General features: G+C 71.7%; 23 protein-coding genes. 12 read left to right on the top strand and 11 right to left on the bottom strand.

The genetic code is table 11. The features are described 5' to 3' along the window. Positions 1 to 40 precede the first annotated feature (40 nt). The 6 genes from cseC to ACWGDX_RS36210 form a co-directional block, all read right to left on the bottom strand. The gene (gene cseC / locus ACWGDX_RS36235) at positions 41 to 1,390 is read right to left on the bottom strand and encodes a two-component system sensor histidine kinase CseC (protein WP_453632636.1); all 1,350 of its coding nucleotides are present in this window, start codon (positions 1,388 to 1,390) and stop codon (positions 41 to 43) included. Continuing rightward, positions 1,387 to 2,094, bottom strand: a complete 708-nt coding sequence (gene cseB, locus ACWGDX_RS36230) for a two-component system response regulator CseB (RefSeq protein ID WP_453632634.1) — start codon at positions 2,092 to 2,094, stop codon at positions 1,387 to 1,389. The genes cseC and cseB overlap by 4 nt, the downstream gene beginning before the upstream one ends. A gap of 10 nt (positions 2,095 to 2,104) precedes the next feature. Continuing rightward, positions 2,105 to 2,710 (bottom strand): hypothetical protein, encoded by a 606-nt coding sequence (locus ACWGDX_RS36225; RefSeq protein ID WP_453632632.1) that lies wholly within the window; start codon positions 2,708 to 2,710, stop codon positions 2,105 to 2,107. 50 nt (positions 2,711 to 2,760) lie between these two features. Further along, positions 2,761 to 3,411, bottom strand: coding sequence for a SigE family RNA polymerase sigma factor (locus ACWGDX_RS36220; RefSeq protein ID WP_453632631.1), 651 nt, complete (start codon positions 3,409 to 3,411; stop codon positions 2,761 to 2,763). Positions 3,412 to 3,681: 270 nt separating this feature from the next. Continuing rightward, positions 3,682 to 4,728, bottom strand: coding sequence for an A/G-specific adenine glycosylase (locus tag ACWGDX_RS36215; RefSeq protein WP_453632629.1), 1,047 nt, complete (start codon positions 4,726 to 4,728; stop codon positions 3,682 to 3,684). 283 nt (positions 4,729 to 5,011) lie between these two features. Next, a complete protein-coding gene (locus ACWGDX_RS36210) occupies positions 5,012 to 5,788 on the bottom strand; it encodes a phosphatase PAP2 family protein (RefSeq protein WP_453632628.1) in 777 nt (258 codons plus the stop codon). A gap of 197 nt (positions 5,789 to 5,985) precedes the next feature. On the opposite strand from ACWGDX_RS36210, the gene ACWGDX_RS36205 reads away from it, so the two are divergent. Next, positions 5,986 to 6,921 carry a hypothetical protein gene (locus ACWGDX_RS36205; RefSeq protein ID WP_453632626.1) on the top strand — a complete coding sequence of 312 codons (936 nt, stop codon included), beginning with the start codon at positions 5,986 to 5,988 and terminating at the stop codon, positions 6,919 to 6,921. Between the two features lie 157 nt (positions 6,922 to 7,078). Here the strand turns inward: ACWGDX_RS36205 and disA are convergent, their stop codons facing one another. Together disA and radA are read right to left on the bottom strand one after the other, a co-directional pair. Continuing rightward, a complete protein-coding gene (gene disA / locus ACWGDX_RS36200; RefSeq protein ID WP_093598779.1) occupies positions 7,079 to 8,203 on the bottom strand; it encodes a DNA integrity scanning diadenylate cyclase DisA in 1,125 nt (374 codons plus the stop codon). A gap of 44 nt (positions 8,204 to 8,247) precedes the next feature. Beyond that, a complete protein-coding gene (radA, locus tag ACWGDX_RS36195) occupies positions 8,248 to 9,660 on the bottom strand; it encodes a DNA repair protein RadA (RefSeq protein WP_363082993.1) in 1,413 nt (470 codons plus the stop codon). 242 nt (positions 9,661 to 9,902) lie between these two features. Between radA and ACWGDX_RS36190 the strand changes: the two genes are divergently transcribed. Further along, entirely contained in the window at positions 9,903 to 11,909 is a 2,007-nt protein-coding gene (locus ACWGDX_RS36190; protein WP_453632624.1) for a hypothetical protein, read from the top strand. Positions 11,910 to 12,067: 158 nt separating this feature from the next. On the opposite strand, the gene ACWGDX_RS36185 is transcribed toward ACWGDX_RS36190, so the two are convergent. Then, positions 12,068 to 12,946, bottom strand: a complete 879-nt coding sequence (locus ACWGDX_RS36185; protein ID WP_453632622.1) for a hypothetical protein — start codon at positions 12,944 to 12,946, stop codon at positions 12,068 to 12,070. Positions 12,947 to 12,986: 40 nt separating this feature from the next. Between ACWGDX_RS36185 and ACWGDX_RS36180 the strand changes: the two genes are divergently transcribed. The 4 genes from ACWGDX_RS36180 (at position 12,987) to ilvD (ending at position 17,718) form a co-directional block, all read left to right on the top strand. Further along, the gene (locus tag ACWGDX_RS36180) at positions 12,987 to 13,919 is read left to right on the top strand and encodes a Ppx/GppA phosphatase family protein (protein ID WP_453632620.1); all 933 of its coding nucleotides are present in this window, start codon (positions 12,987 to 12,989) and stop codon (positions 13,917 to 13,919) included. Between the two features lie 22 nt (positions 13,920 to 13,941). After that, positions 13,942 to 15,054, top strand: coding sequence for a sugar phosphate isomerase/epimerase family protein (locus ACWGDX_RS36175; RefSeq protein WP_453632618.1), 1,113 nt, complete (start codon positions 13,942 to 13,944; stop codon positions 15,052 to 15,054). Positions 15,055 to 15,067: 13 nt separating this feature from the next. Further along, positions 15,068 to 15,679, top strand: a complete 612-nt coding sequence (locus ACWGDX_RS36170; protein ID WP_453632616.1) for a TetR/AcrR family transcriptional regulator — start codon at positions 15,068 to 15,070, stop codon at positions 15,677 to 15,679. A 188-nt stretch (positions 15,680 to 15,867) separates the two neighbouring features. Next, a complete protein-coding gene (ilvD, locus tag ACWGDX_RS36165) occupies positions 15,868 to 17,718 on the top strand; it encodes a dihydroxy-acid dehydratase (protein ID WP_453632614.1) in 1,851 nt (616 codons plus the stop codon). Between the two features lie 185 nt (positions 17,719 to 17,903). On the opposite strand, the gene ACWGDX_RS36160 is transcribed toward ilvD, so the two are convergent. Then, a complete protein-coding gene (locus tag ACWGDX_RS36160) occupies positions 17,904 to 20,147 on the bottom strand; it encodes a protein kinase domain-containing protein (RefSeq protein WP_453632612.1) in 2,244 nt (747 codons plus the stop codon). A 123-nt stretch (positions 20,148 to 20,270) separates the two neighbouring features. On the opposite strand from ACWGDX_RS36160, the gene ACWGDX_RS36155 reads away from it, so the two are divergent. From ACWGDX_RS36155 to proC, 6 genes are all read left to right on the top strand, one after another. Next, positions 20,271 to 20,585 carry a peptidase gene (locus tag ACWGDX_RS36155; protein WP_363082992.1) on the top strand — a complete coding sequence of 105 codons (315 nt, stop codon included), beginning with the start codon at positions 20,271 to 20,273 and terminating at the stop codon, positions 20,583 to 20,585. Positions 20,586 to 20,780: 195 nt separating this feature from the next. After that, on the top strand, positions 20,781 to 21,245 hold the full coding sequence (locus ACWGDX_RS36150; protein ID WP_453632638.1) for a hypothetical protein: 465 nt from the start codon (positions 20,781 to 20,783) through the stop codon (positions 21,243 to 21,245). 24 nt (positions 21,246 to 21,269) lie between these two features. Further along, entirely contained in the window at positions 21,270 to 22,043 is a 774-nt protein-coding gene (locus tag ACWGDX_RS36145; protein ID WP_453632610.1) for a class I SAM-dependent methyltransferase, read from the top strand. Between the two features lie 91 nt (positions 22,044 to 22,134). Continuing rightward, entirely contained in the window at positions 22,135 to 22,905 is a 771-nt protein-coding gene (locus ACWGDX_RS36140; protein WP_453632608.1) for an ABC transporter ATP-binding protein, read from the top strand. Next, positions 22,902 to 23,714 carry an ABC transporter permease gene (locus tag ACWGDX_RS36135; RefSeq protein ID WP_382866539.1) on the top strand — a complete coding sequence of 271 codons (813 nt, stop codon included), beginning with the start codon at positions 22,902 to 22,904 and terminating at the stop codon, positions 23,712 to 23,714. Before ACWGDX_RS36140 ends, ACWGDX_RS36135 begins: the two co-directional genes overlap by 4 nt. A 137-nt stretch (positions 23,715 to 23,851) precedes the next feature. After that, entirely contained in the window at positions 23,852 to 24,661 is an 810-nt protein-coding gene (gene proC, locus ACWGDX_RS36130; RefSeq protein WP_382866542.1) for a pyrroline-5-carboxylate reductase, read from the top strand. Positions 24,662 to 24,708: 47 nt separating this feature from the next. Here proC and trpS read toward each other — a convergent pair whose 3' ends face one another. Further along, entirely contained in the window at positions 24,709 to 25,707 is a 999-nt protein-coding gene (gene trpS, locus ACWGDX_RS36125; RefSeq protein WP_453632606.1) for a tryptophan--tRNA ligase, read from the bottom strand. Between the last annotated feature and the right edge of the window lie 505 nt (positions 25,708 to 26,212).

Raw genomic sequence — 26,212 nt, 5'->3', positions numbered from 1 at the left:
CCCCCGGCGCACCCGCGCCGGGGGCCGTCGCCGATTCCCGTCAGGGGATCTTGAGCACCGGGAAGCTGCCCGTGGCCGTCGGGGCGTGTTCCGGGAGCCAGAGGACCGCGATGGCGCCGCCCGCGCCCCCTGTCCCCGCGCTCCCTGTCCCCGCGCCTCCTGTCCTCGCGAGTTCCGCCGCGCCTTCGGGACCCGCGTTGCGGAAGGTCAGCCGGGCCCCGAGGACCCGGGCCTGGCCGGCCGCGATGGTCAGGCCCAGACCGTGGCCGTGGCCCGCGCGGTCGGTGGCGCCCGTACGGAACCGGCTCGGGCCCTCACGCAGCAGCGCCCCGGGAAATCCGGGGCCGTGGTCCCGTACGCGTACGACCCGGCCCTCGACCGTGACCTCGACGGGTGCCCGGCCGTGCTCGGCCGCGTTGGCCAGCAGATTGCCGAGGATGCGTTCGAGCCGCCGCGGGTCGGTGTTCACCCGGGACCCGTGCACCACCTTGACCTCGGTCCCGGGGTTCAGCAGCGCCACCCGGCGCTCGACGAACTCACCGAGGGCGATCTCCTGGAGTTCGGCGCGCTCGGAGGCACTGTCGAGCCTGGCCACCTCCATGACGTCCTCGACCAGGGTCCGCAGGGCCTGGGCCCGGTCCCGTACGAGTTCGCTGGGGCGTCCCGGCGGCAGCAGTTCGGCCGCCGTGAGCAGGCCCGTCACCGGGGTGCGCAGCTCGTGCGCGATATCCGCGGTGACCCGGCGCTCGGCCTCGATCCGTTTGTTCAGGGCATCGGTCAGCGCGTCCACCGCGCGGGCCAGATCGTCCGTCTCGTCGCGTACGGCTCCGCCGACGGCGTCCCCGACCCGTACGTCCGTGTTGCCCTCCGCGACCCGGGCCGCCGCGCTCGCGGCCCTGCGCAGCCTGCGGGAGAGCTGCCCGCCGATCAGCACCCCCAGGGCGCATCCCCCGAAGACCACCGAGACCGAACCGATGATCAGGGAACGGTCCAGATCCTTCATGATCGTCGCGCTGCCGTCGGCGAACTTGTTGTGCAGCGAGAGCACGGCGCCGTCGCCCATCGGTACGGCGGCCCAGACATCGGGCACCCCGTGCGCGTTCTCCCGCACGTAGGTCGCGCGCCGGCCCTGCCGCACCTTGGCGCGCAGATCGGGCGGGAGCGCGGGGTCGTCGACCTTCGTGCCGAACTTGGGCTCCTTGGTGGAGTCGTACATCCGCTCCGCGAACAGCAGCCGTTCGAGCTGCACCTCACGTGCGTTGTCGAGCATCGAGACCCGGGCCGAGTTGTGCACCACCAGACTCAGCGCCACCGCGACCAGCGCGCCCACGGCCGCGATCGCGATACTGATCTTCCATCTGACGCCGGTGCGCAGAACGAGCCGTCTCATGCCCTGAGCTTGTAACCGAAGCCGCGGACCGTGTCGATCCGGTCCTGACCGATCTTGGTGCGCAGCCGCTGGACATGCACGTCGACCACCCGGGTGTCACCGCCCCAGCCGTAGTCCCAGACCCGCTCCAGCAGTCTGTCGCGGGAGAGCACGGTCCCGGGCGCGGCGGAGAACTCCAGCAGCAGCCGCATCTCCGTCGGTGTCAGCGCCACCGGCTCACCGGCCCTGCGCACCTCCATGCCCTCCGTGTCGATCTCCACATCGCCGAAGGTCAGCACTCCGCGCACGGCGGGGCCGTCCTGCGCGCTCCCCGCACCCGCCGCGGGTCCGCCCGCGTGGCCGAAGCGGCGCAGTACGGCCCGGATCCTGGCGACCAGTACCGCCCCGTCGAAGGGTTTGGTCACATAGTCGTCGGCGCCGGCCTCCAGGCCGAGCACCACGTCGATGGAGTCGGCGCGCGCCGACAGCATGATCACGGGGACGGCCGACTCGTCGCGGATACGGCGGCACAGGCTGACGCCGTCCAGACCGGGCAGCATCACATCGAGCAGCGCGATCTGCGGCCGCTCGGCGCGGAACGCCTCCAGACCGGAGAGTCCGTCGGGCATGGCGGTGACCACGAAGCCGACGCGTTCCAGCGCGAGCTGGGTGGCCTCGCGGATGACATCGTCGTCCTCGACGAAGAGCACATGGGTCCCGGCCATCGTCCGGTTCTCAGTTCTCGCCCGGCACGGCCGGCTCGGGCGTGCTCACGCCGCCGCCCACCGCCCTGCTGTAGCTGTTGCGCACCCGGTAGCGCTCGCTGAACTTCGCGTCGCCCCAGCTGTAGGTGACGACGTCCTCCCCGGAGGGGTAGGTCACCGGATCGCCCTTCGCGTACACCTGCCGGGTGACGACCAGCGCGCCGCGGTCGATCGTGGCGTAGACGGCGGGCTCCTCGTTGGTGAAGACGTTCGTGTACCGGCCGTTCTCGGAGCGGTACACATACGTACCGATACCGACGGCGTCCCCGCAGGTCATCACATTGATCACGACATCGGGCGCGGTACCGCCGGTGAGTTCTCCGTAGGAGGTGTCCACCGGGTAGACGTCCTCGGCGCACGGTTTGAGATCGGCCTTGATCCGTCTGCCGACCTTCGGGTCCTGTCGGAGCAGCGACACGGCGTCGACGGTCTCCGCCGGTGACGGCGCGGACGTCGGAGGGGTGACCGGCAGGCCCCGCTCGACCGGTATGGACACCGCGGCGCCCTCGTCCCTGGTCCCCGTACCACCGGTCGCGCAGCCGGTGGCGAGCACACAGAAGGCGGCGAGCCCGGCCATGGGTATGGCAGCCGCCGTGAATGTTCCGCCCCCCGGCCGACCGGGGCCTTTCAGGCCGCGCACCTCGCCCGCTCCCGTTCCTGTCCCTGACGCCCGTCGTGGCTGTCACGGCCGCCGTGACGACTCCGGCCGTCACCCCTGTCCCGGCGCGGAGCACCGCGCTCCGGCGCGTGGGCGCGCAGCTCGGCGTCCGCCGCTTCCCTGCTCGCCAGCTCCCTGGTCTCCAGCTCCTCGCGGAGCCGGGCCAGCGCCCGGTGGAGCGTGCTCTTCACCGTACCCGCCGACATTCCGAGCGCCGCGGCCGTCTCTTCCGTACTCATCTGCTCCCAGTGTCGCAGCACTACGACACTGCGTTGCTTGGGTGCCAGGATCGCCAGGATCTCCATCAGCAGGGCGCGGTCGGCGTGCTGCTCCGTGCCGTCCTCGACGCTCGCCTCGGGGAGCTGCTCGGTGGGGATCTCGTCGAGCTTGCGCGCACGCCACCACTCCGTACGGGTGTTGATCATGACGCGGCGCAGATAGGCGTCGGCGAGCGACTTGTCGGCGATGCCGTCCCAGCGGCCGTAGGTACGGGCGAGGGCGGTCTGGAGCAGGTCCTGCGCGTCGACGGGGTCGGGCACCAGACGCCGGGCGCTGCGCAGCAGGGCCTCCTGGCGGGTCCGTACGTACTCCTCGAATCCGAGCACCTCGCCCTGCGCCATGCCAACCGCCTCCGACCTCTGAGCATCCGTGCCGATCGCCTACGGCAGGGAAATTACGGAGCGCTTGTCACGGAGTTGTGCGTGAGAGCCGTCGGCAAACGCACGGCTGTCCATCGGTTGTGTAACGGCCGACCGGTTGTGCGGAGGAGAACGACCGGTTATGCGCTGTTTGTGCACGACGGCCGGCGCGCGGCGGCGCCGGTACCGGCCGTCGTGGTCGTTTCTGCCGGCCGGTACCGACCGGCGCCGACCGGTGCCGGCCGGTCGGGATCAGCTCTGCGGGAGCCGGTAGACACCGTTCTCCAGGGGCTCGACCAGCCCGTCCGCGACCAGTCCGTCCAGCGCCCTCGCCCGCTGCACCGGCTCGTCCCACACCGCGTCCAGGGCCGTCTGCGCTACCGGACCGACCGTGTCGCGCAGGACGGCGAGAAGCCTGCCGCGCACCTGGCGGTCCGTACCCGCGTAGGTCTGGCCGCGCCGCGGCGCCCCTTCGTGCGCGGGTTTGCCGGACAGCCGCCAGGCGCACCGCGCGGCGATCGGACAGCGCGCGCACTCCTCGTTCTTCGCCGTGCAGATCAGCGCGCCCAGCTCCATGGAGGAGGCGGCCCAGCGTGCCGCCGTCGCCGCGTCCTCGGGCAGCAGTGCGCGGGCCAGCTTGCGCTCGGCGGCCGTGGTGGCGTTCGGCGGGTACTGGACACCGGTCACGGCACGGGCGAAGACCCGGCGCACATTGGTGTCGAGCACGGCGTGCCGCTGTCCGTACGCGAACGAGGCCACCGCGGCGGCCGTGTACTCGCCGATCCCGGGCAGCGAGAGGAGCTGCGCGTGCTCGCGGGGTACGTCACCTCCGTACCGCTCCGTTATCGCCTGCGCCGCGCCGTGCAGCCGCAGCGCCCGGCGCGGATAGCCGAGCCGGCCCCAGGCGCGTACCGCCTCGCCGGGGGCCTCGGCGGCCAGATCGGCGGGGCGCGGCCAGCGGGCGAGCCACTGCTCGTACACCGGCAGGACCCGGCTGACGGGGGTCTGCTGGAGCATGAACTCGCTGACCATCACCCCCCAGGCGCCCGCTTCGGGGCGGCGCCAGGGCAGATCGCGCGCGTTCGTCTCGAACCAGGCGATGACGGGGGTGTGCAGGACCGCCGGGTCGACGGCCACCGCCGATGTCCCGGAGACGGGTGGGCCGGGTGAGCCGACCGGGGCGGGGGAGGCGGGCAAGGCGGAGGAGCGGGGCGGGACGGGCGAGTCGGCGGAGGCGGGGGGTGTGGGGGAGGCGGGGGAGGCCGTGGAAGTCGCGGAGTGCGGGAAGGTAGCAGTCATGGCACCACCGATCCTGGCACGTCACGGAGCGTTGACGGTGCAGCGGCCGGGCGAGCGCCGGAGGTTGTCGCCCGCCCGCCTCCGGGTGGGCTAGGGCCTCTCGTTTGGATCTTGCTGGGCTCGCGTGCCCTGGCACCGCGCCTCGCCGCGTTGTCGTCGGTCGCCTACGCTCCGCGTGGGCTCTCTCCTCCGCCTTGCGATCCACGGCACCAGCCCCCGCTCCCTCATCCAGCCAGATCCAAACGAAAGACCCTAGGCCGTGTCTTCGAAGTGGCGCCGGGCGTTACTTCCGAAACGTGCCCTGGTCCCGGGGTGTCCGTATGGACATCGTCGGGGAGTCGCCGGTGGCCCCGATGTCCGCGGTGGCCCCGGTGTCCGCGGAGTCGGCCTGGGCGGGGCCACCGGCAGGGACCCGCAGGGACGGCCGGGCGGCGCGGGCCGTGCGGGCGAGCCGGTCGCCGGGGCCGGCCAGCCGGCGGACCGGGCCCGCGCCACTGGTGCGCATCGTTCCGACGAGCAGTCCCACCGGGCGGGCCCCCGCCAGCAGCACCAGCGTCGCCACCGCCGCGCCCAGGACCAGCCCCACCGCCACGTCGTGCGGGTAGTGGACCCCGACGAAGACCCGTGAGAACGCCATCAGCAGAGCCATCGGCACGGTGAGATACGCGAGCCGGGGACGGGCGATCAGGAGGGCCGTCGCCGCGGCTCCGGCGATGGTGGAGTGGTTGCTCGGGAAGGACCAGTCACCGACCGGCGGGCAGGTGATGAGCGGTTCCCCGGCCCCGGCGACCGCGCGGCACGGCCGCTCCTCCTCCAGTATCGACTTGGACAGTTCGCTGCACACATAGGCGATCGCGGTCGCGAGCGGCGCGAGTACCGCCAGGGCCAGGGCCCGTGAGGCGGCCCGTCTCGCGAGCCACCAGACGGCCCCGAAGAGCAGACCGAACACCAACAGCCCCGCCTCCGTCCAGAGTTCGGCCAGACGCTGGACCCAGGAAGGGGTGGTGCGGGCGAAGTCGGTGATGTCGCGATAGAGATCGCTCGTTGCGCTGCCGTTCATGTGATCAACGTACAGATGTTGTCTGGTGGTCACATGACTCCATGGTCAAGGACGCATCCCTGACGGACGGAAGGGGCGCCGTTGCGGTCAAAAGTGCTGTCGCCGAAGGCCGTTCCGGGATGATGATCCGTAAAACTTGCCGAGAGAGGCGGCATGTGGGGCGGGAGTTGGCTCTGAACTCTCGTACAGTTTGCGCCGTGGGATCTTTGCGCAATCCGGTCGGGCCGCTTCCCTCCACCATCTACTGGCGACGGAGGGCGGTAGCGGCGACGCTGGCCGCGCTGCTCGCGTTGCTCGTCGTGTGGTACGTCAGCTCCAGCGGGGGCGGTGGCAAGCCGACGGGCGACACCTCCGACGGCGCCAATCCCGCGACGTCCATCACCCCCGGGCCGTCCGGGTCGGGACCCGCCATCAGTGAACAGCCGGGCGGGCGCGAGGAGTCGGACGGCTCCGGCGGGAACGGCGGTGGCGGCGACGGCGGTACGGACTCCGGCGCCGACGGCGGCAAGAACGGCGACCCCGCGGACACCGGGGGCGCGGGCGGCTCGGCGGGCACGGGCGCGGGAGGCGCCGCCGGTGCGGGAGGCGCGGGCGGTACGGCCGGTGCCGGTGGTGCGGGAGGCGCGGGCGGTTCCGGTGGCGCGGTGAACGGCGGTACCGGCGGCGGAAGTACAGGCACCGGCGACGGCAGCACCACCTCGGGGCGGGCGGTCGGCGCGGGCTCCGGGCTCCCCGACTGCGCTCCCAACTCCCTCGCGCTGACGCTCGCCACCACCAAGGTCGCCTACGCCCCGGGTGAGAAGCCCGCGTTCCGTCTGAACGTGAAGAACACGTCGGGCACCACCTGCAAGGCGGACTTCGGGCCGAAGGCGATGGTGCTGACGGTCACCGACGCCGAGGACGACGAGGTCTGGTCCTCCGCCGACTGCCCGAAGACCGGCGCGCAGTACTTCGAGGTCCCCGCGGGGCAGACCGTCACGCGCACCGTGCGATGGGACCGCAGGCAGAGTGCGCCGCAGTGCGCCACGCCGCCCGCGGGGGCGGTCGGTCCCGGAACGTATCTGGTCGAGGCCGAGACATCGCGGGCCTCGGTGAAGCAGGGACAGCAGTCCATCCGCCTGGAGAAGGACTGAACGGACCGAACGGACTGAACGGACGGCGGTCGGCCCCGTACGGACCGCGAACGGTGGCCGGCCCCGGTACGGACGGCGAACGCCCCGGCCTCATCGGCCGGGGCGTTCCGTTTCCGCGTGCTGGCTCGCTCCCGCGCGTACGGGCGCTCCTACCGGATCAGACGTACCGCTCCAGGATCGACGACTCCGCGAGCCGCGACAGGCCCTCACGGACGCTGCGCGCCCGCGCCTCGCCGACACCGTCCACCGTCTGGAGATCGCCCACGCTCGCCGCCAGCAGCTTCTGGAGCCCGCCGAAGTGCTCGACCAGCCGCTCGATGATGGCTCCCGGCAGCCGCGGCACCTTGGCCAGCAGCCGGTAACCACGCGGCGAGACCGCGGAGTCGAGCGTCTCGGGCGCCCCGCTGTAGCCCAGCGCCCTTGCCACGGTGGGCAGTTCCAGCAGCTCCGAGTGGCTCAGTGAGTCCAGCTCGCCGAGCGCCTCATCGACCGTACGGGCCCGCTTCGCCGTCGGCTCGGGCACATAGTCGCGCGCGACCAGATCCCGCTCCGGCTCCACGCCCGCGATCAACTCGTCGAGCTGGAGCGAGAGAAGCCGGCCGTCGGTGCCCAGCTCCACCACATACTCGGCGATCTCCGTGGCGATCCGGCGCACCATCTCCAGCCGCTGGGCCACCGCCGTCACGTCCCGGACCGTCACCAGGTCCTCGATCTCCAGGGCGGAGAGCGTGCCCGCCACCTCGTCGAGACGGAGCTTGTACCGCTCCAGGGTCGCCAGCGCCTGGTTCGCCCGGGACAGGATCGCCGCCGACTCCTCCAGGACCCGGCGCTCCCCGTTCACATACAGGGCGATCAGACGCATCGACTGCGATACGGAGACGACGGGGAAGCCGCACTGCTTGGACACCCGGTCCGCGGTGCGGTGCCGGGTGCCGGTCTCCTCCGTGGGGATGGAGGACTCGGGGACCAACTGGACGCCGGCCCGCAGAATCTTGGTGATGTCCTTGTCGAGGATGAGCGCGCCGTCGAGCTTGCACAGCTCGCGCAGCCGGGTCGCGGTGAACTCCACGTCCAGCACGAACCCGCCGGTACACATCGATTCGACGGTCTTGTCCATGCCCAGGACGATGAGACCGCCGGTGTTTCCGCGCAGGATCCGCTCCAGCCCGTCGCGCAGGGCCGTGCCCGGCGCGACCGCGCTCAGGGAGGCGCGCATCAGCGCTTCGTTGCCGGAGCCCGCGCCGGACTTTCCGGGCGCTGATGCCCGGTCGTTGGCTGCCACTGCACTCCTCCGGCTCGTACGGATGGGCGAGACCAGGGCAAAGTCTACCGGCGAGCGTTGTCGTCCCGTGGGGCCTCCGCACGACCCCGGCGCGGCAGCACCCTGAGAGCATCGCCCATGTCGGCGACTTCTGTGACCTTCATACCGGCGGGGATCTTCCCCGGATCGGTCGGTACGAGGGCCTGGGTGAAGCCGAGCCGATGGGCCTCGGCCAGCCTGCGCTGCACACCCGTGACGCGTCTGACCTCGCCGGCGAGGCCCACTTCGCCGATCGCGACCAGGTTCTTCGGCAGCGGGGTGTCGCTGGCCGCGGAGGCCAGCGCCAGAGCGATCGCCAGGTCGGCCGCGGGCTCGGAGAGCTTCACCCCGCCGACCGTGGCGCTGTAGATGTCCCGCTTGCCGAGCGCGCTGATCCGGCCGCGCTGCTCCAGCACGGCGAGCATCATCGAGACCCGGGAGGTCTCCAGACCGGAGGTGGTGCGCCGGGGAGAGGGGATCTGCGAGTCGACCGTCAGCGCCTGCACCTCGGCGACGAGCGGACGGCGGCCTTCGAGCGTGACCGTGAGGCAGGTGCCGGGGACGGGCTCGTCACGCCGGGTGAGGAAGAGACCGGAAGGATCGGTGAGACCGGTGATCCCCTCGTCGTGCAGCTCGAAGCAGCCGACCTCGTCCGTGGCCCCGAACCTGTTCTTGATACCGCGCACGAGCCGCAGCCGGGCGTGCCGGTCGCCCTCGAAGGACAGCACGACATCCACGAGGTGTTCGAGCAGCCTCGGCCCGGCGATCGCGCCGTCCTTGGTGACATGGCCCACGAGCAGGGTGGCCATACCGCGCTCCTTGGAGGCCCGGATGAGCGCGCCCGCGACCTCCCTGACCTGGGCCATCCCGCCGGGCGCGCCATCGATCTCGGGCGAGGCGACGGTCTGCACGGAGTCCAGGATCAGCAGGGAGGGCTTGACCGCGTCGAGATGGCCGAGGACGGCGGAGAGATCGGTCTCGGCGGCGAGATAGAGATGGTCGTGGATGGCCTTGATCCGGTCCGCGCGCAGCCGGACCTGGCTGGCGGACTCCTCGCCCGTCACATAGAGCGTGCGGTGTTCGTCACTGGCCGCCTTCGCCGCGACATCGAGCAGCAGCGTGGACTTGCCGACACCCGGCTCGCCCGCGACCAGCACGACGGCGCCGGGGACGAGACCGCCGCCGAGTACCCGGTCCAGCTCGGCCACGCCCGTGGAGCGCGCGGTGGCCGTACGGACGTCCACCTGCCCGATCGGGAGCGCGGCGGTGGAGACCCGGCCGGCCGCGGTGGTCCGTACAGCGGGCGCGCCGTACTCCTCGACCGTGCCCCAGGCCTGGCATTCGGGGCAGCGGCCGAGCCACTTGGCGGTCGTCCAGCCGCACTCGGTGCAGCGGTAGGACGGCCGGTCCTTCGCGGATTTCGTACGGGCAGCAGCCATGGCGTCACCGTATAGGGCGCCACCGACAGTGCTGACAGCGCCGACGACGGTGCCGGCCGCGCCGACCCGGTCACCGGTCACAGCGCCGTCCCCGGCGGCCCGGGAGATCCGGCCGATCTGCACCGGAACTCCTCGAATCGCGCTCCTGTCATCACCTTTCGGGGGATACATTCACCCGTATGAGTTAAATGTGCTCAAGGTGTGTGAAAGGCGTGGGCCGCGCTGTCTACCGTCGCCAGGTGATGAGCAGCAGCCCCGAATCCGCCCCGCACACCACCGGCGCACACCGCGCGGCTCGTCGTGCGCCCCGTTCGGTGGCGCAGCGCCCGCCCGCGCGCTACGAGCCGTATCTGGACGGCCTGTTCACGTACTGCCTCTCCGTGCTCTGTGACCATGACGAGGCGACCAAGGTGCTCGGCGACACCCTGTCGATCGCCGAGCGGCAGTACGCCCGGTGTCCCTCGGAGGCGGGGGAGCGCAAGGCGTGGCTGTACGCCCTCGCCCGCTGGGCATGTCAGCGCAAGCTCACCGAACAGCGGCGCACCCGTCCGGGGGCGCACGCGGCGCAACGCACGCCGGAGCCCACACCGGCGGGAGAGGTCCCACCGGAGACCGCCGCGCGCCGACGGCGCGAACTCGCCCTGCTGGCCTGGCCCGAGGCCGCCGGTACGACACCGGAGCAGCGCGAGATCCTGGAGCTGGCCGTACGGCACAGGCTCGGCCCGCGCGAGGTCGCCGCCGTGCTCTCCATGCGACTCCCGGCCGCCCGTGAGCTGCTGGCATCCGCCGCCTGCGAGGTGGAGCGCACCCGTGCCGCGCTGGCCGTCGTGGACAGCGGTGACTGCCCCTCCGTCGCCCGGCTCACCGGTGACAGCCAGGTGCTGCTGTCCGCCGCGCTCCGGCGTGAACTGGTCCGGCATGTCGACGACTGTCCGCGCTGCCGCCGTATCGCCGAACGGGCCGAGGCGGTGGGCCCGTGGCCGGGATCACGTACCGCGCCGGTCCCGCCCGTCGGAGCGGTCCCACCTGCCACGCCTGCCACGCCTGCCACGCCGAGTGCGCCGGGCGGGGCCGTTCCGCCGGGCGGGGCTGTCCCGTCCGGCGCGGGCGCTTCTGTACCACCGCGTACGCCCGTCCCGCCCGCTTCCCCGTCCCGCGCCGCCTCGCCCGCCGTCCTGCCCCTCGTCACCGCGTCCAGGGCCGCCGCGTACGACGCGATGGCGCGCGTGCCCCGGGCCCGTACGACGGCGCCGCGCTTCGGCCGCGACGGATTCCCGATGGACCCCAAGGACCGGTCCGCCCGCCGGGACCGGCTGCGGGCCCGCGCGGTGACGACCACGGTCGTGGCGACCGTCGTCGCGGCTCCCGTGCTCGCGCTCTGGGCCGCGTACCGGGGCGCGCCGACGACGGGCGAGGGCCACGAAGGCTCCTCGGTCAGTGCCGGGGCGGTCGGTGAGGGGGAGGCCGACGGGCGGCCCGGCCCCGACGGGCGGCCGTACGAGCGCTACGAGAACACCGGAAGCGCCGCGACCGGATCCGACGCGGGCTTCAGCGGCGGCCGTCCGTCGGACATCTTCGTGGAGGTCGTCAGCGACGGTACGGCCGTGCCGTCCTCGCTCCCCGGCCGGCCCGCCCCCGGCCGTATCTCGGTCGAGGCGCGGCCGGCCGACGGTATGACGACGATCACGCTCAGGGCGTCCGGCGGGGCACCGGTCGCCTGGACGGCCGCGACCACCGCCCCCTGGCTCCGGCTCAGCGGCCACTACGGCATGCTCACGCCCGGCGAGTCCTTCACAATCCGGGTCTTCGTGGACCACCGGCGTGAGCCGTCCGGGCCCTGGAGCGCGCGGATCGCGGTGTATCCGACGGGTTCGACGGTGAAGATCTACGGCTATGGCACCAGGCCGGCCTCCCCCGGCCGGCCGGGACGTCCCGAGCATCACGAGGGCCGTCCCGCCCATCCGGGCCACCACGGCCACCCCGGGCGTCCGGGCCGCCCCGAGGGCCCCGGGCACCCAGGACGCCCCGGACCCGGGCCCGGCGGACCGGCGTCCTCCGGCACCCCGGATCCCTCAGGCCCCGATCCGTCCCGTCCCACCGATCCCACGCCCTCGGGCCCCGGCCCCGGTCCTGGGTCCGGGTCCGGGGCCAGGGATCCAGGCCCCGTCCCCGGCGACTCCGCGCCGTCGGACCCGGAGCCCACGGTCCCCGCGGACCCGCCCGCGACGACGCCGAGCACCGCGGACTGACCGGCGACCCGCGCTGACCGGCGACCCGAACTGCCCGGCGACCCGCGCTGACCGGCGACGACCGCGCCCGGCGACCGCCAGCGACTTTCGGCGACCGGCCACCGCGGAGGAGGACCCACGGCCGACGGCAGAGCGCCGGCGGCCGGTGTCCGGACCGGTCAGGTCCCGACGGGGTCCGCCGGATGCGGCGCCACCAGCGGAAGCTCGCTCGCCACACGCCGTTCGCAGAGCTCGGCCAGCTCGTCGTACGCCGCCTTGCCCATCAGCTCGGTCAGTTCCGGCCGGTACGTCCTGTACACCGGCTCGCCCGCGCCGTGCGCCGACGTGGCCGACGTGCACCACCAGTGCAGATCATGGCCGCCGGGACCCCAGCCGCGCCGGTCGTACTCACCGATCGACACCCGCAGCACCCGTGTGTCGTCGGGCCGCTCGATCCAGTCGTACGTACGCCGCACCGGAAGCTGCCAGCAGACGTCCGGCTTCGTTTCGAGCGGTTCACGCCCCTCGCTCAGCGCCAGGATATGGAGCGAACAGCCCGCCCCGCCGGCGAACCCCGCACGGTTCTGGAAGATGCAGGAGCCCTTCCAGCGCCGCGTCTGGCGCTCGCCGTCCTCGTCGGTCTGCGTCCAGCCGGCCTTCGTGCCCTCCCCGTGGAACTGCCACAGCTCCGGGGTGAGCCGCGCCACATGCCCGGCCACCCGCTTCTCGTCGTCCTCGTCGGAGAAGTGCGCGCCCAGCGTGCAGCACCCGTCATCGGCGCGGCCCGCCTGGATGCCCTGGCAGCCGCTGCCGAAGACACAGCTCCACCGTGAGGTGAGCCAGGTCAGATCGCAGCGGAAGACCTGCTGCTCGTCGGCGGGATCGGGGAACTCGACCCAGGCGCGAGCGAAGTCGAGGCCCTTCTCGTCGGGGACCGGGGCCGCTTTCCCGGTATTCCGCTTGTTCCGTGTGTCACGGACTTCCCGGGCCTCCTCCGGTCGCTCCTGCTTGTTCGGTCCGTTGGCTTTGCCCGGCTTCGCCTTTTTCGTCTTTGGCACAGCTCCAGCGTATGCGCGCGCTCGCAGTAGCGTTCCGTTCATGAGACTCGGAGTCCTCGATGTCGGTTCGAACACCGTTCATCTGCTGGCGGTGGACGCCCACCGCGGCGCCCGCCCGCTGCCCGCCTATTCGCACAAGGCGGAGCTGCGACTCGCCGAGCTGCTCGACGCGGAGGGCGCCATAGGGGCCGAAGGTGTCGACCGGCTCGTGGCGACCGTCGCCGACGCGCTCCAGGTCGCCGAGGACAAGGGCTGCGAGGCCGTGCTGCCGTTCGCGACCTCCGCCGTACGGGAGGCCGGCAACGCCGATCAGGTGCTCGGGCGTGTCAAGAGCGAGACCGGTGTGGATCTCGAAGTGCTCTCCGGTGAACAGGAGGCCCGGCTCACCTTCCTCGCCGCCCGCCGCTGGTTCGGCTGGTCCGCCGGGAAGCTGCTGGTCCTGGACATCGGGGGCGGCTCCCTGGAGATCGCGTACGGACTCGACGAGGAGCCGGACGCCGCCGTGTCCATGCCCCTGGGCGCGGGTCGGCTGACGGCCGGCTGGCTGCCCGGCGATCCGCCCGACCCGGTCGATGTGAAGGCCCTGCGCCGTCATGTACGCGCCCAGATCGCCCGTACGGTCGGCGAATTCGCGCGGTTCGGCACACCGGACCATGTGGTGGCGACGTCCAAGACCTTCCGCCAGCTCGCACGGCTCGCCGGGGCCGCGCGCTCCGCCGAGGGCCTGTACGTACAGCGCGAACTGAGTCGAACGTCACTGGAGGAGTGGGTCCCCAAGCTGGCCGCGATGACCTCGCTCCAGCGCGCCGGGCTCCCGGGTGTCTCCGAGGGACGGTCCTCCCAGCTGCTGGCCGGAGCGCTGGTCGCGGAGGGGGCGATGGACCTGTTCGGGATCGAGGTGGTGGAGATCTGCCCCTGGGCGCTGCGCGAGGGCATCATCCTGCGCCGACTCGACCAACTCCCGACCACGTAGGGGGTGCCCTTACGCTGTCTCCGTGGCAGAACCAGTGGTGCGGGTCCCGGACGCGAAGGTCGCCCTGTCGACGGCCTCCGTCTATCCGGAGTCCACGGCGACGGCTTTCGAGATCGCCGCGCGCCTCGGGTACGACGGTGTCGAGGTCATGGTCTGGACCGATCCCGTCAGCCAGGACATCGAGGCGCTGCGCAGGCTCTCGGACTATCACCGGGTGCCGATACTGGCTGTCCACGCGCCCTGTCTGCTGATCACACAGCGGGTGTGGTCGACCGACCCGTGGGTGAAGCTCCAGCGGGCGCGCTCGGCGGCCGAGCGGCTCGGCGCCTCCACGGTGGTCGTCCATCCGCCGTTCCGCTGGCAGCGGCAGTACGCGCGCGATTTCGTCACCGGCATCTGGCGGATGGCGGACGAGACGGACGTGCGGTTCGCGGTCGAGAACATGTACCCGTGGCGGTACCGGGACCGCGAGATGCTCGCGTACGCGCCCGACTGGGATGTCACCAAGGACGACTACCGGCACTTCACGGTCGATCTCTCGCACACCGCGACCGCCCGTACCGATGCCATGGGCATGATCGACCGGATGGGCGACCGGCTGGGGCATGTCCATCTCGCGGACGGCAGGGGGTCGGCGAAGGACGAGCATCTCGTACCGGGGCGGGGCACCCAGCCCTGCGCCGAGCTGCTGGAACGGCTGGTGGAGACCTCGTTCGACGGCCATGTCGTGATCGAGGTCAATACCCGCCGGGCGATGTCCTCGGCGGAGCGCGAGGCCGATCTGGCGGAGGCGCTGGCCTTCACCCGGCTGCATCTCGCGCGGTCCGCGACGCGGCCAGGAACACGCTCCGGAGCGCCGTCCGAAGCGGCTTCCGGAACGCCGTCCGGAGCGCGGCCGGCGAATTCCGCGGTGGCCCCGCCGACAACGGCCGCGAAGGGGCCTTCGCCTTCGCCCTCGCCTTCGCCCTCGCCCTCGTCGGCACCGACACCGCCGCCGACCGCCGCCGCTCCACCCCAGACGCCACCCCAGGCTTCGTCCCCCGCTCCTTCCGCTGCCCCTTCTCCCGGCCCTTCCACCGCGCGGGAGTCACGGGAGTCCCGTACCCCAGGCTCCTCGGGAGTGCGCCCTTCATGATCGGCAAGGCCCCATGACCGACATGGCCCCGCGCCGTCGTGGCCGTCCCGCCCGCAAGGACACGGACTCGGGCCCCAGCGCCCAGCAGAAGATCCTGGAGTCGGCCCGCGCGGAGTTCGCCGAGCGCGGCTACGACAAGACGTCCATCCGCGGCATCGCCAAGGCCGCGGGCGTCGACCCCGCGCTCGTCCACCACTACTTCGGTACGAAGGACGAGGTCTTCGCGGCGGCCATCGAGGTCTCCTTCGAACCGGCGCTGATGGTGCCCGTGCTGCTGGCCGACGGTCTCGACGGCATCGGGGAGCGGCTCGCCCGCTACTTCATCGCGGTCTGGGAGAACCCGGTCACCCGGGCGCCGATGCTGGCGATCATGCGCTCCGCCCTGACGCACGAGGCCGCGGCGAAGGTGCTGCGTACGTTCGTCCTGCGCCGGCTGCTGGAGCGGATCGCGGTGGAGCTCGACGTACCGGATCCGACGTTCCGCGCCGAACTGGCCGCCTCCCACATGATCGGGATCGCGTTCCTCCGCTATGTGATCAAGGCGGATCCGCTGGCCTCCGCGGACTCCGAGGAGATCGTCAAGATGGTGGCGCCCACACTCCAGCGGTATCTGACCGGAAACTGAGTTCCGAAACCGAGGCGGGGAACCGAGGCCGGAAACCGATGCTCCGTTCCGTACAGGCGGGTGATCGTTCCGTATAGCGGACAAGACGTCCAGATCTTGGAGCGTGGGCGTAGGCTCTGAGACAGCCATTTCCGCCGAAGGATCCGTGCCGTCCGCTGACGACGGGTCTGCTGAAGGAGCGAGCGACGATGCCCGAGCTGAGGTCCCGCACTGTCACCCACGGCCGCAATATGGCGGGCGCACGCGCCCTGATGCGGGCCTCGGGCGTAGCGAGCGCGGACATCGGCAAGCCGATCGTCGCGGTGGCCAACTCCTTCACCGAGTTCGTGCCGGGACACACGCATCTCGCGCCGGTCGGCCGGATCGTCTCCGAGGCGATCAAGGCCGCGGGCGCCGTGCCGCGCGAGTTCAACACCATCGCCGTCGACGACGGCATCGCGATGGGCCACGGCGGGATGCTCTACTCCCTGCCGTCCCGCGATCTGATCGCCGACTCGGTCGAGTACATGGTCGAGGCGCACTGCGCGGACGCGCTGATCTGCATCTCCAACTGCGACAAGATCACCCCCGGCATGCTGATGGCCGCGATGCGCCTCAACATCCCCACGGTCTTCGTCTCCGGCGGCCCGATGGAGGCCGGCAAGGCGACGCTCGTGGACGGTACGGTCCGCAAGCTCGACCTGATCAACGCGATCTCGGACGCGGTCGACGAGAGCGTCTCGGACGAGGACATCCTCCGTATCGAGGAGAACGCCTGTCCGACCTGCGGCTCCTGCTCGGGCATGTTCACCGCCAACTCGATGAACTGTCTGACCGAGGCCATCGGCCTCTCGCTGCCCGGCAACGGCTCGGTGCTGGCCACGCACACCGCCCGCAGGGCGCTCTACGAGAACGCGGGCCGTACGGTCGTCGGGATCACCAAGCGCTACTACGAGCAGGACGACGAGTCAGTCCTGCCGCGCGCCGTCGCCACCCGCGCCGCCTTCGACAACGCCATGGCACTGGACATCGCCATGGGCGGCTCGACCAACACCATCCTCCATCTGCTCGCCGCCGCCCAGGAGGCCGAGCTGGAGTACGACCTCGCCGACATCGACGCCGTCTCGCGCCGCGTTCCGTGTCTGGCCAAGGTCGCGCCCAATGTCGCCCCCGGCGGTACGTACTACATGGAGGACATCCACCGGGCCGGCGGTATCCCCGCCATCCTCGGCGAGTTGTACCGCGGCGGCATGCTCAACGAGGACGTGCACACCGTCCACTCGCCGAGCATCAAGGACTGGCTGGAGACCTGGGACGTGCGCGGAGGCTCGCCGTCCGCCGAGGCCGTCGAGCTGTGGCACGCGGCCCCCGGCTGTGTCCGCTCCGCCGAGGCCTTCTCCCAGTCCGAGCGCTGGGACACGCTCGACACGGACGCCGCGAACGGCTGTGTGCGCGATGTCGCCCACGCCTACTCCAAGGACGGCGGTCTGGCCGTCCTCAAGGGAAATCTCGCCGAGGACGGCTGTGTCGTGAAGACGGCCGGGGTCGACGAGTCGATCTGGACCTTCGAGGGTCCCGCCGTCGTCTGCGAGTCGCAGGAGGAGGCCGTGGACAAGATCCTCCGCAAGGAGATCACCGAGGGCGATGTGATCGTCATCCGTTACGAGGGCCCGCGCGGCGGCCCCGGAATGCAGGAGATGCTCTACCCGACCTCGTATCTGAAGGGCCGAGGTCTCGGCAAGTCCTGCGCGCTGGTCACCGACGGCCGCTTCTCCGGCGGTACGTCGGGTCTGTCCATCGGCCACGCCTCGCCGGAGGCGGCCTCGGGCGGCACGATCGCGCTGGTCCACGACGGCGACCGGATCCGGATCGACATCCCGGGCCGCTCGATCGAACTGCTCGTCGCCGAGGACGAACTCGCGGCGCGCCGCGAGGCGCTGAACGGCGTGTACGCGCCGGCCGCCCGCGAACGCAAGGTCTCGGTGGCGCTGCGCGCGTACGCGGCGATGGCGACCAGCGCGGACAGGGGCGCGGTGCGGGACGTGACCCGGCTGGGCTGAGCCCGCCCGCCTGTCGATCCGCCCACCCCGGTCCGCGATCGGTCAGTCCGCGGCCAACCGGTCCGCTGATCCGTATACGTACACGTGTGTTCCGTATACGTACACATGCGCCCCGGATCCCGCTCAGGGACCGGGGCGCCCGGCTGTCACCCCGTGGCGTGACAGCTCACCGGGCGGCGTGACGGTCACCAGCGCGCGGGGTCCCGGCTGTCGACCGCGAACACGGACCCGTCGGGCGCGCTGGCGAGGACCTTCCCGGGGATGGTGACCGGCGTGGGCAGCGCCCCGGACAGCGTGTCGCGTCCCTCGCCCATCCGTGGCTTCGTCTGCCCGGCCAGCACCCCGCGCTCCGCGTCCACGGCGAGCAGCCGCCCGTCCCCCGCGCTCATGAAGAGCCACTCGCCCGCGGCCGTCGGGCGCGACGCCCGGGTGACCGACGTTTCGAGCCGCCAGCGCTGGCCGGGCCCGGCGGCCGTACGGTCGCTCATGTCGACCGCGAGCAACGAGCCCGTGTAGCCGACGACATAGACCATGTCACCGGCGACCGTGGCCTGCGCCTGGTCGACCGGCGAGGGCAGCGGGACCCGGCGTACGGCGTGGCTCGACGCGTCGAGACTCACGACGGCGTCGGTCATGTCATTGCTGCCGTTGGAGAGCAGGAAGAGAGTGTCGGCCGACGCCCCGGCCGGGGTCAGCGTGCCGGTGAGCCGCTTCTCCCGGAGCAGGGCACCGTCGGCCGGATCGATGACGCTCACCTCGGTGGCCGTGCCGTCGGGCGACGGGGTGACGGCGAACAGCGGGCCGTCGGTGCCACCGCCCGCCGTCCAGACGGAACCGGTCCCGCCGCGCCGTTCCTCCCAGCGCTCGGCGCCGGTCGCGCTGTCCAGCGACCGCACCAGCCCGTCGTACGAGACGAGCAGTACGGAATCGGCGGCGTGCCGGACGGTGGCGTACGAGGAGATGTCGACGCTCCAGCGCTCGGCGCCCGAGCCCGGGTCCAGGGCCTCCAGACGGCTGCCGCCGGGCGTGATGACATGCAGCAGCCCGCCGGAGAGGACCGGCGCCGCGCCCGTGTCGGCGTCCGTCATGGCGCGGTCGTCCCGTACGGACCAGGCGACCCGGCCGTCGGCGGGGCTGATCCGGGCCGCCTTGACCCCCGGAGCCGTGCAGTAGACACCGGAGTCGGCGCCGGCGCCGTCGGCCGAGCACACGGGCATACGGTTCGCGCCCTTGCCGTTGCCCAGCTTCATCTGCCAGGGGCCGGACACCTCGTCGGCCCGCCCCGCACTCGGCGGGGCGGGGTCGGCGCCGTCGTCCTTCGCCGCCCGTACACCGGCGAGACCGGCCACGGCCAGCGCGACCACCGCCACCCCGGCCGCGATCCGGCGGGCGCGCGGGAGACGGCGGCCGGGGGACGGTACGGTCCGGGGCCGTACCGTACGGAACCCGTCCCCGGCGTGATTGGTGGGAGCCGAGTCCGCGCTCCCCGCCGCCTCGGGCCAGCGCCGCTGCGCCGGTATGAGCGACCTCGCCCCCTGCGCGCCCGTCGCTCCCCAGGTGTCCGCGTGCCCGCCATGAGTGTCCGGCGGCTCCGGTGTGCCCTGCGCGGAGGTGCGCAGCGCGGCCATCAACTCGTCCGGCGTCGGACGGTTTTCCGGCTCCTTCGACAGACACCGTGCGACCAGAGGCAGCAGACTCTCGGGGACCCCCGCCAAGTCCGGCTCGTTGTGGACGACTTGATACGCGACGACATAGGGGCTGTCGGAGTCGAAAGGGCCGCGCCCGGTCGCCGCGTGGACCAGCACCGCGCCCATCGCGAACACATCCGCGGCGGGGCCGACTTCGCGCGGGCGCTGGAACTGCTCGGGCGCCATGAACGGCGGTGTCCCGATCAGCTTTCCCGTCTCCGTCCGCAGATCACTGTCCACCGGGCGCGAAATGCCGAAGTCGATGACCTTGGGGCCGTCCGGCGCCAATAGGACATTGCTCGGCTTGAGATCGCGGTGCACCACACCGGCCCGGTGAATGTCGCGTAGACCCTCGGCGAGTCCCGCGCCGAGTCTGACCAGTTCCCCGGCGTTCAGCGGACCGGTCCGCTTCACCCGCTCCGAGAGGGTGGGGCCGTCGATGAACAGCGTTGCCATCCAGGGGCGTTCCGCTTCCGGATCGGCGTCCACGACGGGCGCGGTGAAGGCTCCGCTCACCCGGCGCGCCGCCGCGACCTCCTGCCGGAACCGGGCTCTGAACTCGGGATCCGAGGCGTGGTTGACATGGATGACCTTGACCGCGAGCCGCAACCCCGAGGCGGAGGTGGCCAGATGGACCTCACCCATACCGCCGGAGCCCAGGGCTGCTTCGAGCTGGTAGCGACCGGCGTAATCCGGACGTTCCGCTTCCGGGGCCGACCCCGTATTGCGCAGCGGTGGCACCGCCCACCCCCGTGTATTCGTGCGCGAGCGCGACGCACGGAGCCTAGTCGATGATGCGTGCGATCCAGCCATCGGTTGCTAGCCTGCCGAGCAGATCGTGCACCTTCAGTGGGGGAGGACCGAATGGCAGTCGAAGAGGTTGAGAGCGCGGCGGAGGATGTCGCGGAGGCGGCGATCGAGACGGTCGCGGCCACGCGCTATCCGATCGCCCCGGGCTATCGGGTGAACGTACGCAGCGGACCGGGCACGAACTACCGGCTCGTCCGCGTCCTTTCGTACGGGGCGAGCGTGCCGATCAACTGCCAGAAGCCGGGAGAGTGGGTCACGGGCCCGTACGGCACCACCAATATCTGGGACAACATCGCCAACGGCCAGTACGTTTCCGACGCCTATGTACACACGGGCAGCGACGGCTACGTCACCGTGCGCTGCACCTGATGTCCGGGGTGAACCGCCCATGGGGATAATCGACCCGTGAGCGACCACCCCGAGCAGCACGAGCAACCCGAAGCCACCGCGGCCGCGACCGTGAAACCGGACGACGACGGGCGTGGCCGTGGTGGTGACGGCCGTGATCGTGACGGCCGCGACGACGGCGGCCGCGGCGGCCGTGGTGGCCCGGAGCCCGAGGCCATCCGTTTCTTCGGTACGACCTGGGTCGGCCACGACGGCGGATACGCGGCACGGCGTGTCGCGGTCGCCGCCGGCTCTCTCGTCACCGGCCTCGCCGCCTGTTTCGTCCTCCGCTTCGCCTACCAGGGCCTGGAGATCGCGGAGGTGGGCTCCTTCGTGGGCATGCTCGTCGTCGTGATGTTCGCGGTGTGCGGCGCCATCGCCTTCCGCGCGACCTGGGAGGGCTTCACCCGCCGTCCCGCCGACCCCGGCCGCGAGGAGTCGCTGCGCGGGCTCCGCGCGATCGGCTTCATCGGCTCGCTGGCCGCCTACTTCCTGCGCTCGCTGACCGAGGCCCCCGGTGAGGGACTGCGCCGACGCGAGTACGAGTCCGCCCTCGTCCAGTACGAGCGCCGCCGCACCGCCCGCACCGGCAACCCGGCCGCCCGCCGCGCCGCCAGGGGCGCGAAACGCGGGCACCGATAGAACCGCCGCGCCCCGGCCCGCAGGATGGGGCGTATGACCAAGCGAGCACTCTCCTTCGACGCCGTCGCCGACCAGTACGACACCTCCCGTCCCGGGTATCCGCCGGCGCTCTTCGACGCCATCGAGGAACTCACCGGCCGCCCCCTCGGCGGCTCCCGTGTCATCGACGTGGGCGCCGGCACCGGTATCGCCACCCGTCTGCTGCGCGAGCGCGGTGCCCATGTCATCGCCGTGGAACCGGGACCCGGCATGGCGGACCGGCTCCACCGCACCCTTCCCGAGGTCCCGCTCGTCCGGGGGGTCGGCGACGCCCTGCCCTTCGCCGACGACAGCGCCGACCTCATCACCTACGCCCAGTCCTGGCACTGGACCGACCGGGACCGCTCCCTGTCCGAGGCGCTGCGCGTCCTCGGACCCGACGGCGCGCTCGCTCTCTGGTGGAACGTCTCGGACGCCGATGTGCCCTGGATCGCCGCCCAGGACGGGCGTATCCGCCAGTGGGCCGATGACGGCGCCCATGGCGCCCACGGCACCGTCCGGGGCAATCGCCACCTGCCCGACGGGCTGCGTCTCGACGAGCGCCGGGTGCCCTGGACCCGGCGTGTCACCCTCGACACCCATCTTGACAATCTCGCCACCCACTCCGTCTTCCGGATGCTCGGTGAGGAGAGCACGGCCCGCTTCCTCGCCGAGGAGCGCGCGGAGCTGCTCACCGTCTTCCCGGACGGGCTCGTCGAGGAGGCCTACGCCGTCGAACTGACCGTCACCCACCGCACCCCCGCACCGTCCGCCGCCTGAAACCCGCCCGTACCACCGCCTCCCGTACCGCCGTCTCCGGGGACCGCCGCCGCCCTTGACGACGCGGTCTCCGGCCCACACTATTCATCACATGATGAATTCTTCCGGGGCCGCCGCCATCCATGCGCATGGCCTCACCGTCCGACGAGGCGACCGCACGGTCCTGCGCGGTCTCGGCTTCTCCGTACCTCCCGGCCAGATCACCGGTCTGCTCGGCCCCTCCGGCTGCGGCAAGTCGACCCTGATGCGCGCCGTCGTCGGCACCCAGGCCAAGGCCACCGGCACCCTCGATGTCCTCGGCCGGCCCGCCGGCGACGCCGCGCTCCGCGCGCGGATCGGCTATGTCACCCAGGCGGCCTCCGTCTACGACGATCTGACGGTCCGGCAGAACCTGGAGTACTTCGCCGCCGTGCTCGATCCCGGCAGGTCCCGCCGCGACGCCCGCCGCGAGACCGTCACCCGTGCCATCGAGGACGTCGACCTCGCCTCCCACGCCGACTCACTGGCCGGCCGGCTCTCCGGCGGCCAGCGGGGCCGGGTCTCCCTCGCCGTCGCCCTGCTCGGCACCCCCGAACTCCTCGTCCTCGACGAACCGACCGTCGGCCTCGACCCCGTCCTCCGCCGGGACCTGTGGGACCTCTTCCACCGCATCGCCGCCGAGCGCGCCGCGACGATCCTCGTCTCCTCCCATGTCATGGACGAAGCCGAACGCTGCCACCGGCTCCTCCTCATGCGCGACGGCGAGATCCTCGCCGACGACACCCCGGACGCCCTGCGCGCCCGTACGGACTCCGAGACCGTCGAAGCGGCCTTCCTCCATCTCGTCGACCAGGCCAACGCACTCCAGGAGAGCGCCCGATGACCACCACGACCCCCGCCACGGCCCGCACCGGCACCGGCATCACCGGCAGGACGGGCGATCCGGCAGCACCCGTCTCCGCCGCCCGCACCCTGGCCACCGCCGCCCGTGTGCTCCGCCAGCTACGGCACGACCCGCGCTCGATCGCGCTGATGATCCTCGTCCCCTGCGTGATGCTCTTCCTGCTCCGCTACGTCTTCGACGGCAGCCCGCGCACCTTCGACGCCATCGGCGCCTCGCTCCTCGGCGTCTTCCCGCTCATCACGATGTTCCTGGTCACCTCGATCGCCACCCTGCGCGAACGCACCTCGGGCACCCTGGAACGCCTGCTCGCCATGCCGCTGGGCAAGGCCGACCTGATCGCCGGCTACGCCCTCGCCTTCGGTCTCCTCGCCATCGTCCAGTCGGCCCTCGCCACCGGCCTCGCGGTCTGGGCCCTCGGACTGGACGTTGTGGGATCCGCCTGGCTCCTGCTTCTCGTCGCACTCCTCGACGCCCTGCTCGGCACAGCCCTCGGACTCTTCGTCTCCGCCTTCGCCGCCTCCGAGTTCCAGGCGGTCCAGTTCATGCCCGCGGTGATCTTTCCCCAGCTCCTCCTCTGCGGTCTGTTCACCCCACGCCCGGACATGCAGCCCGTGCTCGAGGCGATCTCCGATGTCCTGCCCATGTCGTACGCCGTCGACGGTATGAACGAAGTCCTGCGGCACCCCGACATCACCGGTGACTTCGTCCGCGACGTCCTGGTCGTCGCGGGCTGCGCCGTACTCGTCCTGGCCCTGGGCGCCGCCACACTCCGCCGCCGCACGGCATAGGGGAAACCGTCCCCCGCCCGCCCGGACGGCGACGCCGTACCGCCCATCGGACACCTCACGCCCACCCCCGGGCCCCGGTGCGAGGATGGGAAGCGGACGACAGCACTGCCCATCCCCACCGGCGAGGTGACCCCGAAATGCCCCAGACAGTCGCAGTCCTCGGCACCGGCAAGATCGGCGAGGCCCTGCTCAGCGGCATGATCCGGGCCGGCTGGCGCCCCGGCGATCTGCTGGCCACCACCCGCCGCGACGACCGCGCGGCAGAGCTGCGCGACCGCTACGGCGTCGAGACCGTCACCAACGCCGACGCCGCCAAGCGCGCCGATATCCTCATCCTCGCCGTCAAGCCGCAGGACATGGGCAAGCTCCTCGACGAACTCACCCCCCATGTCACCGCCGACCGCCTGATCATCAGCGCCGCCGCCGGTATCACCACCGCCTTCATCGAGGAACGCCTGGCCACCGGCACCCCTGTCGTACGCGTCATGCCCAATACCCCCGTTCTGGTCGATGAGGGCATGTCCGTCATCTCCGCCGGCAGCCATGCCCTCGCCGTACATCTCGCCCACGCCGAAGAGATCTTCGGCGGCGTCGGCAAGACCCTCCGCGTCCCCGAGTCCCAGCAGGACGCCGCCACCGCCCTCTCCGGCTCGGGCCCGGCCTACTTCTACTTCCTCGTCGAGGCCATGACCGACGCCGGCATCCTCCTCGGTATCCCCCGCGCCCAGGCCCATGAGCTGATCGTCCAGGCCGCCATCGGCGCCGCCATCATGCTGCGCGACAGCGGCGAGCACCCGGTGAAGCTCCGCGAGGCCGTGACGTCCCCCGCTGGCACCACCATCAACGCCATCCGGGAACTGGAGAACCACGGTGTGCGCGCGGCCCTCATCGCCGCCATCGAGGCGGCCCGGGACCGCAGCCGCGCCCTGGCCTCCGGCACCGGCTGACCTTCGCTCCGGCGGGGACCGCGTACGTCCCCGCCCACCCGAACGGCTCAGCCGGCCGGAAGCAATCCCATCGCCCGGCAGGCCGCGTCGACCACCGGTCGGGCCATCCCCCTGGCCCGGTCCGCTCCTTCCTTCAGTACTCCGTCCACATAACCGGGATCCGCCGCCAGCGCCGCGTGCCGCTCCCGCAACGGCCGCAGCGCCTCGACGACCGCCTCCGCGGTGTCCTTCTTGAGTGCGCCGTACGACTCATATACACCGGCCAGGTCGTTCGGGTTCCCGTTCTCGCACGCCGCGAGGATTTCCAGCAGATTCGCCACCCCTGGCCGGGTCTCCCGGTCGTACTCGACCACCCGTCCACTGTCGGTGACGGACCGCATGATCTTCTTCCGCACCACATCGGCCTCGTCCAGCAGATAGACGATCCCGGCGCCGGACTCGTGCGACTTCCCCATCTTCGACGTCGGATCCTGGAGGTCCATCACCCGTGCGGCCACCGTCGGCCGGGTCGCCTTCGGCACGGTGAACGTATGCCCGTAGCGCTGGTTGAACCGCACCGCGAGATCCCGGGTCAGCTCGACATGCTGGGTCTGGTCCTCACCGACCGGCACCTCGTCCGCCCGGTAGGCCAGGATGTCCGCGGCCATCAGTACGGGATACGACAGCAGCGAGAACCGCACACTCTCCCCGGACGCCCGAGCCCGTGCGCTCTTCTCCTTGTACTGGATCATGCGCCGCAGCTCCCCGTCGGTGGCCGTGCACTCCAGCAGATACGAGAGCCGTGTGTGTTCGTCCACATGGCTCTGGACGAACACGGTGCACAGAGCGGGGTCGAGACCGGCCGCCAGCAACAGCGTGGCGGCCTGCCGGCTGAGTCTGCGGACGCGGGCGGGATCGTGTTCGACGGTCAGGGCGTGCAGGTCCACCACGCAGAACAAGGCCTCGGCCTCGTGCTGATCGACCTCGGCCCACCGCCGGACCGCCCCGAGGTAGTTGCCCAGCGTCAGATGTCCGGTCGGCTTGATCCCGCTGAAGATCCGAGTCATCTCTCATCACCCTCCTGGTCGGAGCCGCCGCTTCCAGCGACCGGACTCCCGAGGGGGAGAAAACAAGAACGGCCGCCGAAGGGGCGGCCGTTGAACGCATGCGTATCTGCCGGCCGCCGTCAGGCGGCCCACCACTGAAGCGGATGCGCATGCGTTGTCATGCCCCCAGAGTAGCGGCCGACCCACGAAGTTGACATGCCAAACACGGATCCGTAATGTTCTCCGAGCTGTCCGACGTGAGCACCGGCCCAGGTCGGTCCCCGGACGGTCATTCCGCAGGAGTCACTACAAGCGTGCGACAGCTCGTCGCATTGTTTTGCGTGCGTCTTTGCGAAATGAGGAATCCGCGTTCGAAGGAGCGCGACAGCCCCGATTGGTCTTGGGGCCGGGGATTCCGCTAAAGTCTCACTCGTCGGAACGGCCCAAGGGCCGGGAAGGCAGCCCCCTCTGACTGGGAATCAGGCCCGAAAGGATCTGCTAGAGTCGGAATCGCCGGAAAGGGAAA

The sequence above is a fragment of the Streptomyces sp. NPDC055025 genome, assembly GCF_053608565.1.
Note: the sequence above shows the minus strand (reverse complement) of the source record. Positions and strands in the feature narration are given on the sequence as shown.

Bases quoted from the DNA above. Each gene is read 5' to 3' on its own strand.
- cseC (WP_453632636.1), bottom strand. From the start codon at position 1,390: ATGAGACGGCTCGTTCTGCGCACCGGCGTCAGATGGAAGATCAGTATC.
- cseB (WP_453632634.1), bottom strand. From the start codon at position 2,094: ATGGCCGGGACCCATGTGCTCTTCGTCGAGGACGACGATGTCATCCGC.
- ACWGDX_RS36225 (WP_453632632.1), bottom strand. From the start codon at position 2,710: ATGGCCGGGCTCGCCGCCTTCTGTGTGCTCGCCACCGGCTGCGCGACC.
- ACWGDX_RS36220 (WP_453632631.1), bottom strand. From the start codon at position 3,411: ATGGCGCAGGGCGAGGTGCTCGGATTCGAGGAGTACGTACGGACCCGC.
- ACWGDX_RS36215 (WP_453632629.1), bottom strand. From the start codon at position 4,728: ATGACTGCTACCTTCCCGCACTCCGCGACTTCCACGGCCTCCCCCGCC.
- ACWGDX_RS36210 (WP_453632628.1), bottom strand. From the start codon at position 5,788: ATGAACGGCAGCGCAACGAGCGATCTCTATCGCGACATCACCGACTTC.
- radA (WP_363082993.1), bottom strand. From the start codon at position 9,660: ATGGCTGCTGCCCGTACGAAATCCGCGAAGGACCGGCCGTCCTACCGC.
- ACWGDX_RS36190 (WP_453632624.1), top strand. From the start codon at position 9,903: ATGAGCAGCAGCCCCGAATCCGCCCCGCACACCACCGGCGCACACCGC.
- ACWGDX_RS36180 (WP_453632620.1), top strand. From the start codon at position 12,987: ATGAGACTCGGAGTCCTCGATGTCGGTTCGAACACCGTTCATCTGCTG.
- ACWGDX_RS36170 (WP_453632616.1), top strand. From the start codon at position 15,068: ATGACCGACATGGCCCCGCGCCGTCGTGGCCGTCCCGCCCGCAAGGAC.
- ilvD (WP_453632614.1), top strand. From the start codon at position 15,868: ATGCCCGAGCTGAGGTCCCGCACTGTCACCCACGGCCGCAATATGGCG.
- ACWGDX_RS36155 (WP_363082992.1), top strand. From the start codon at position 20,271: ATGGCAGTCGAAGAGGTTGAGAGCGCGGCGGAGGATGTCGCGGAGGCG.
- ACWGDX_RS36145 (WP_453632610.1), top strand. From the start codon at position 21,270: ATGGGGCGTATGACCAAGCGAGCACTCTCCTTCGACGCCGTCGCCGAC.
- ACWGDX_RS36140 (WP_453632608.1), top strand. From the start codon at position 22,135: ATGATGAATTCTTCCGGGGCCGCCGCCATCCATGCGCATGGCCTCACC.
- ACWGDX_RS36135 (WP_382866539.1), top strand. From the start codon at position 22,902: ATGACCACCACGACCCCCGCCACGGCCCGCACCGGCACCGGCATCACC.
- proC (WP_382866542.1), top strand. From the start codon at position 23,852: ATGCCCCAGACAGTCGCAGTCCTCGGCACCGGCAAGATCGGCGAGGCC.
- trpS (WP_453632606.1), bottom strand. From the start codon at position 25,707: ATGACTCGGATCTTCAGCGGGATCAAGCCGACCGGACATCTGACGCTG.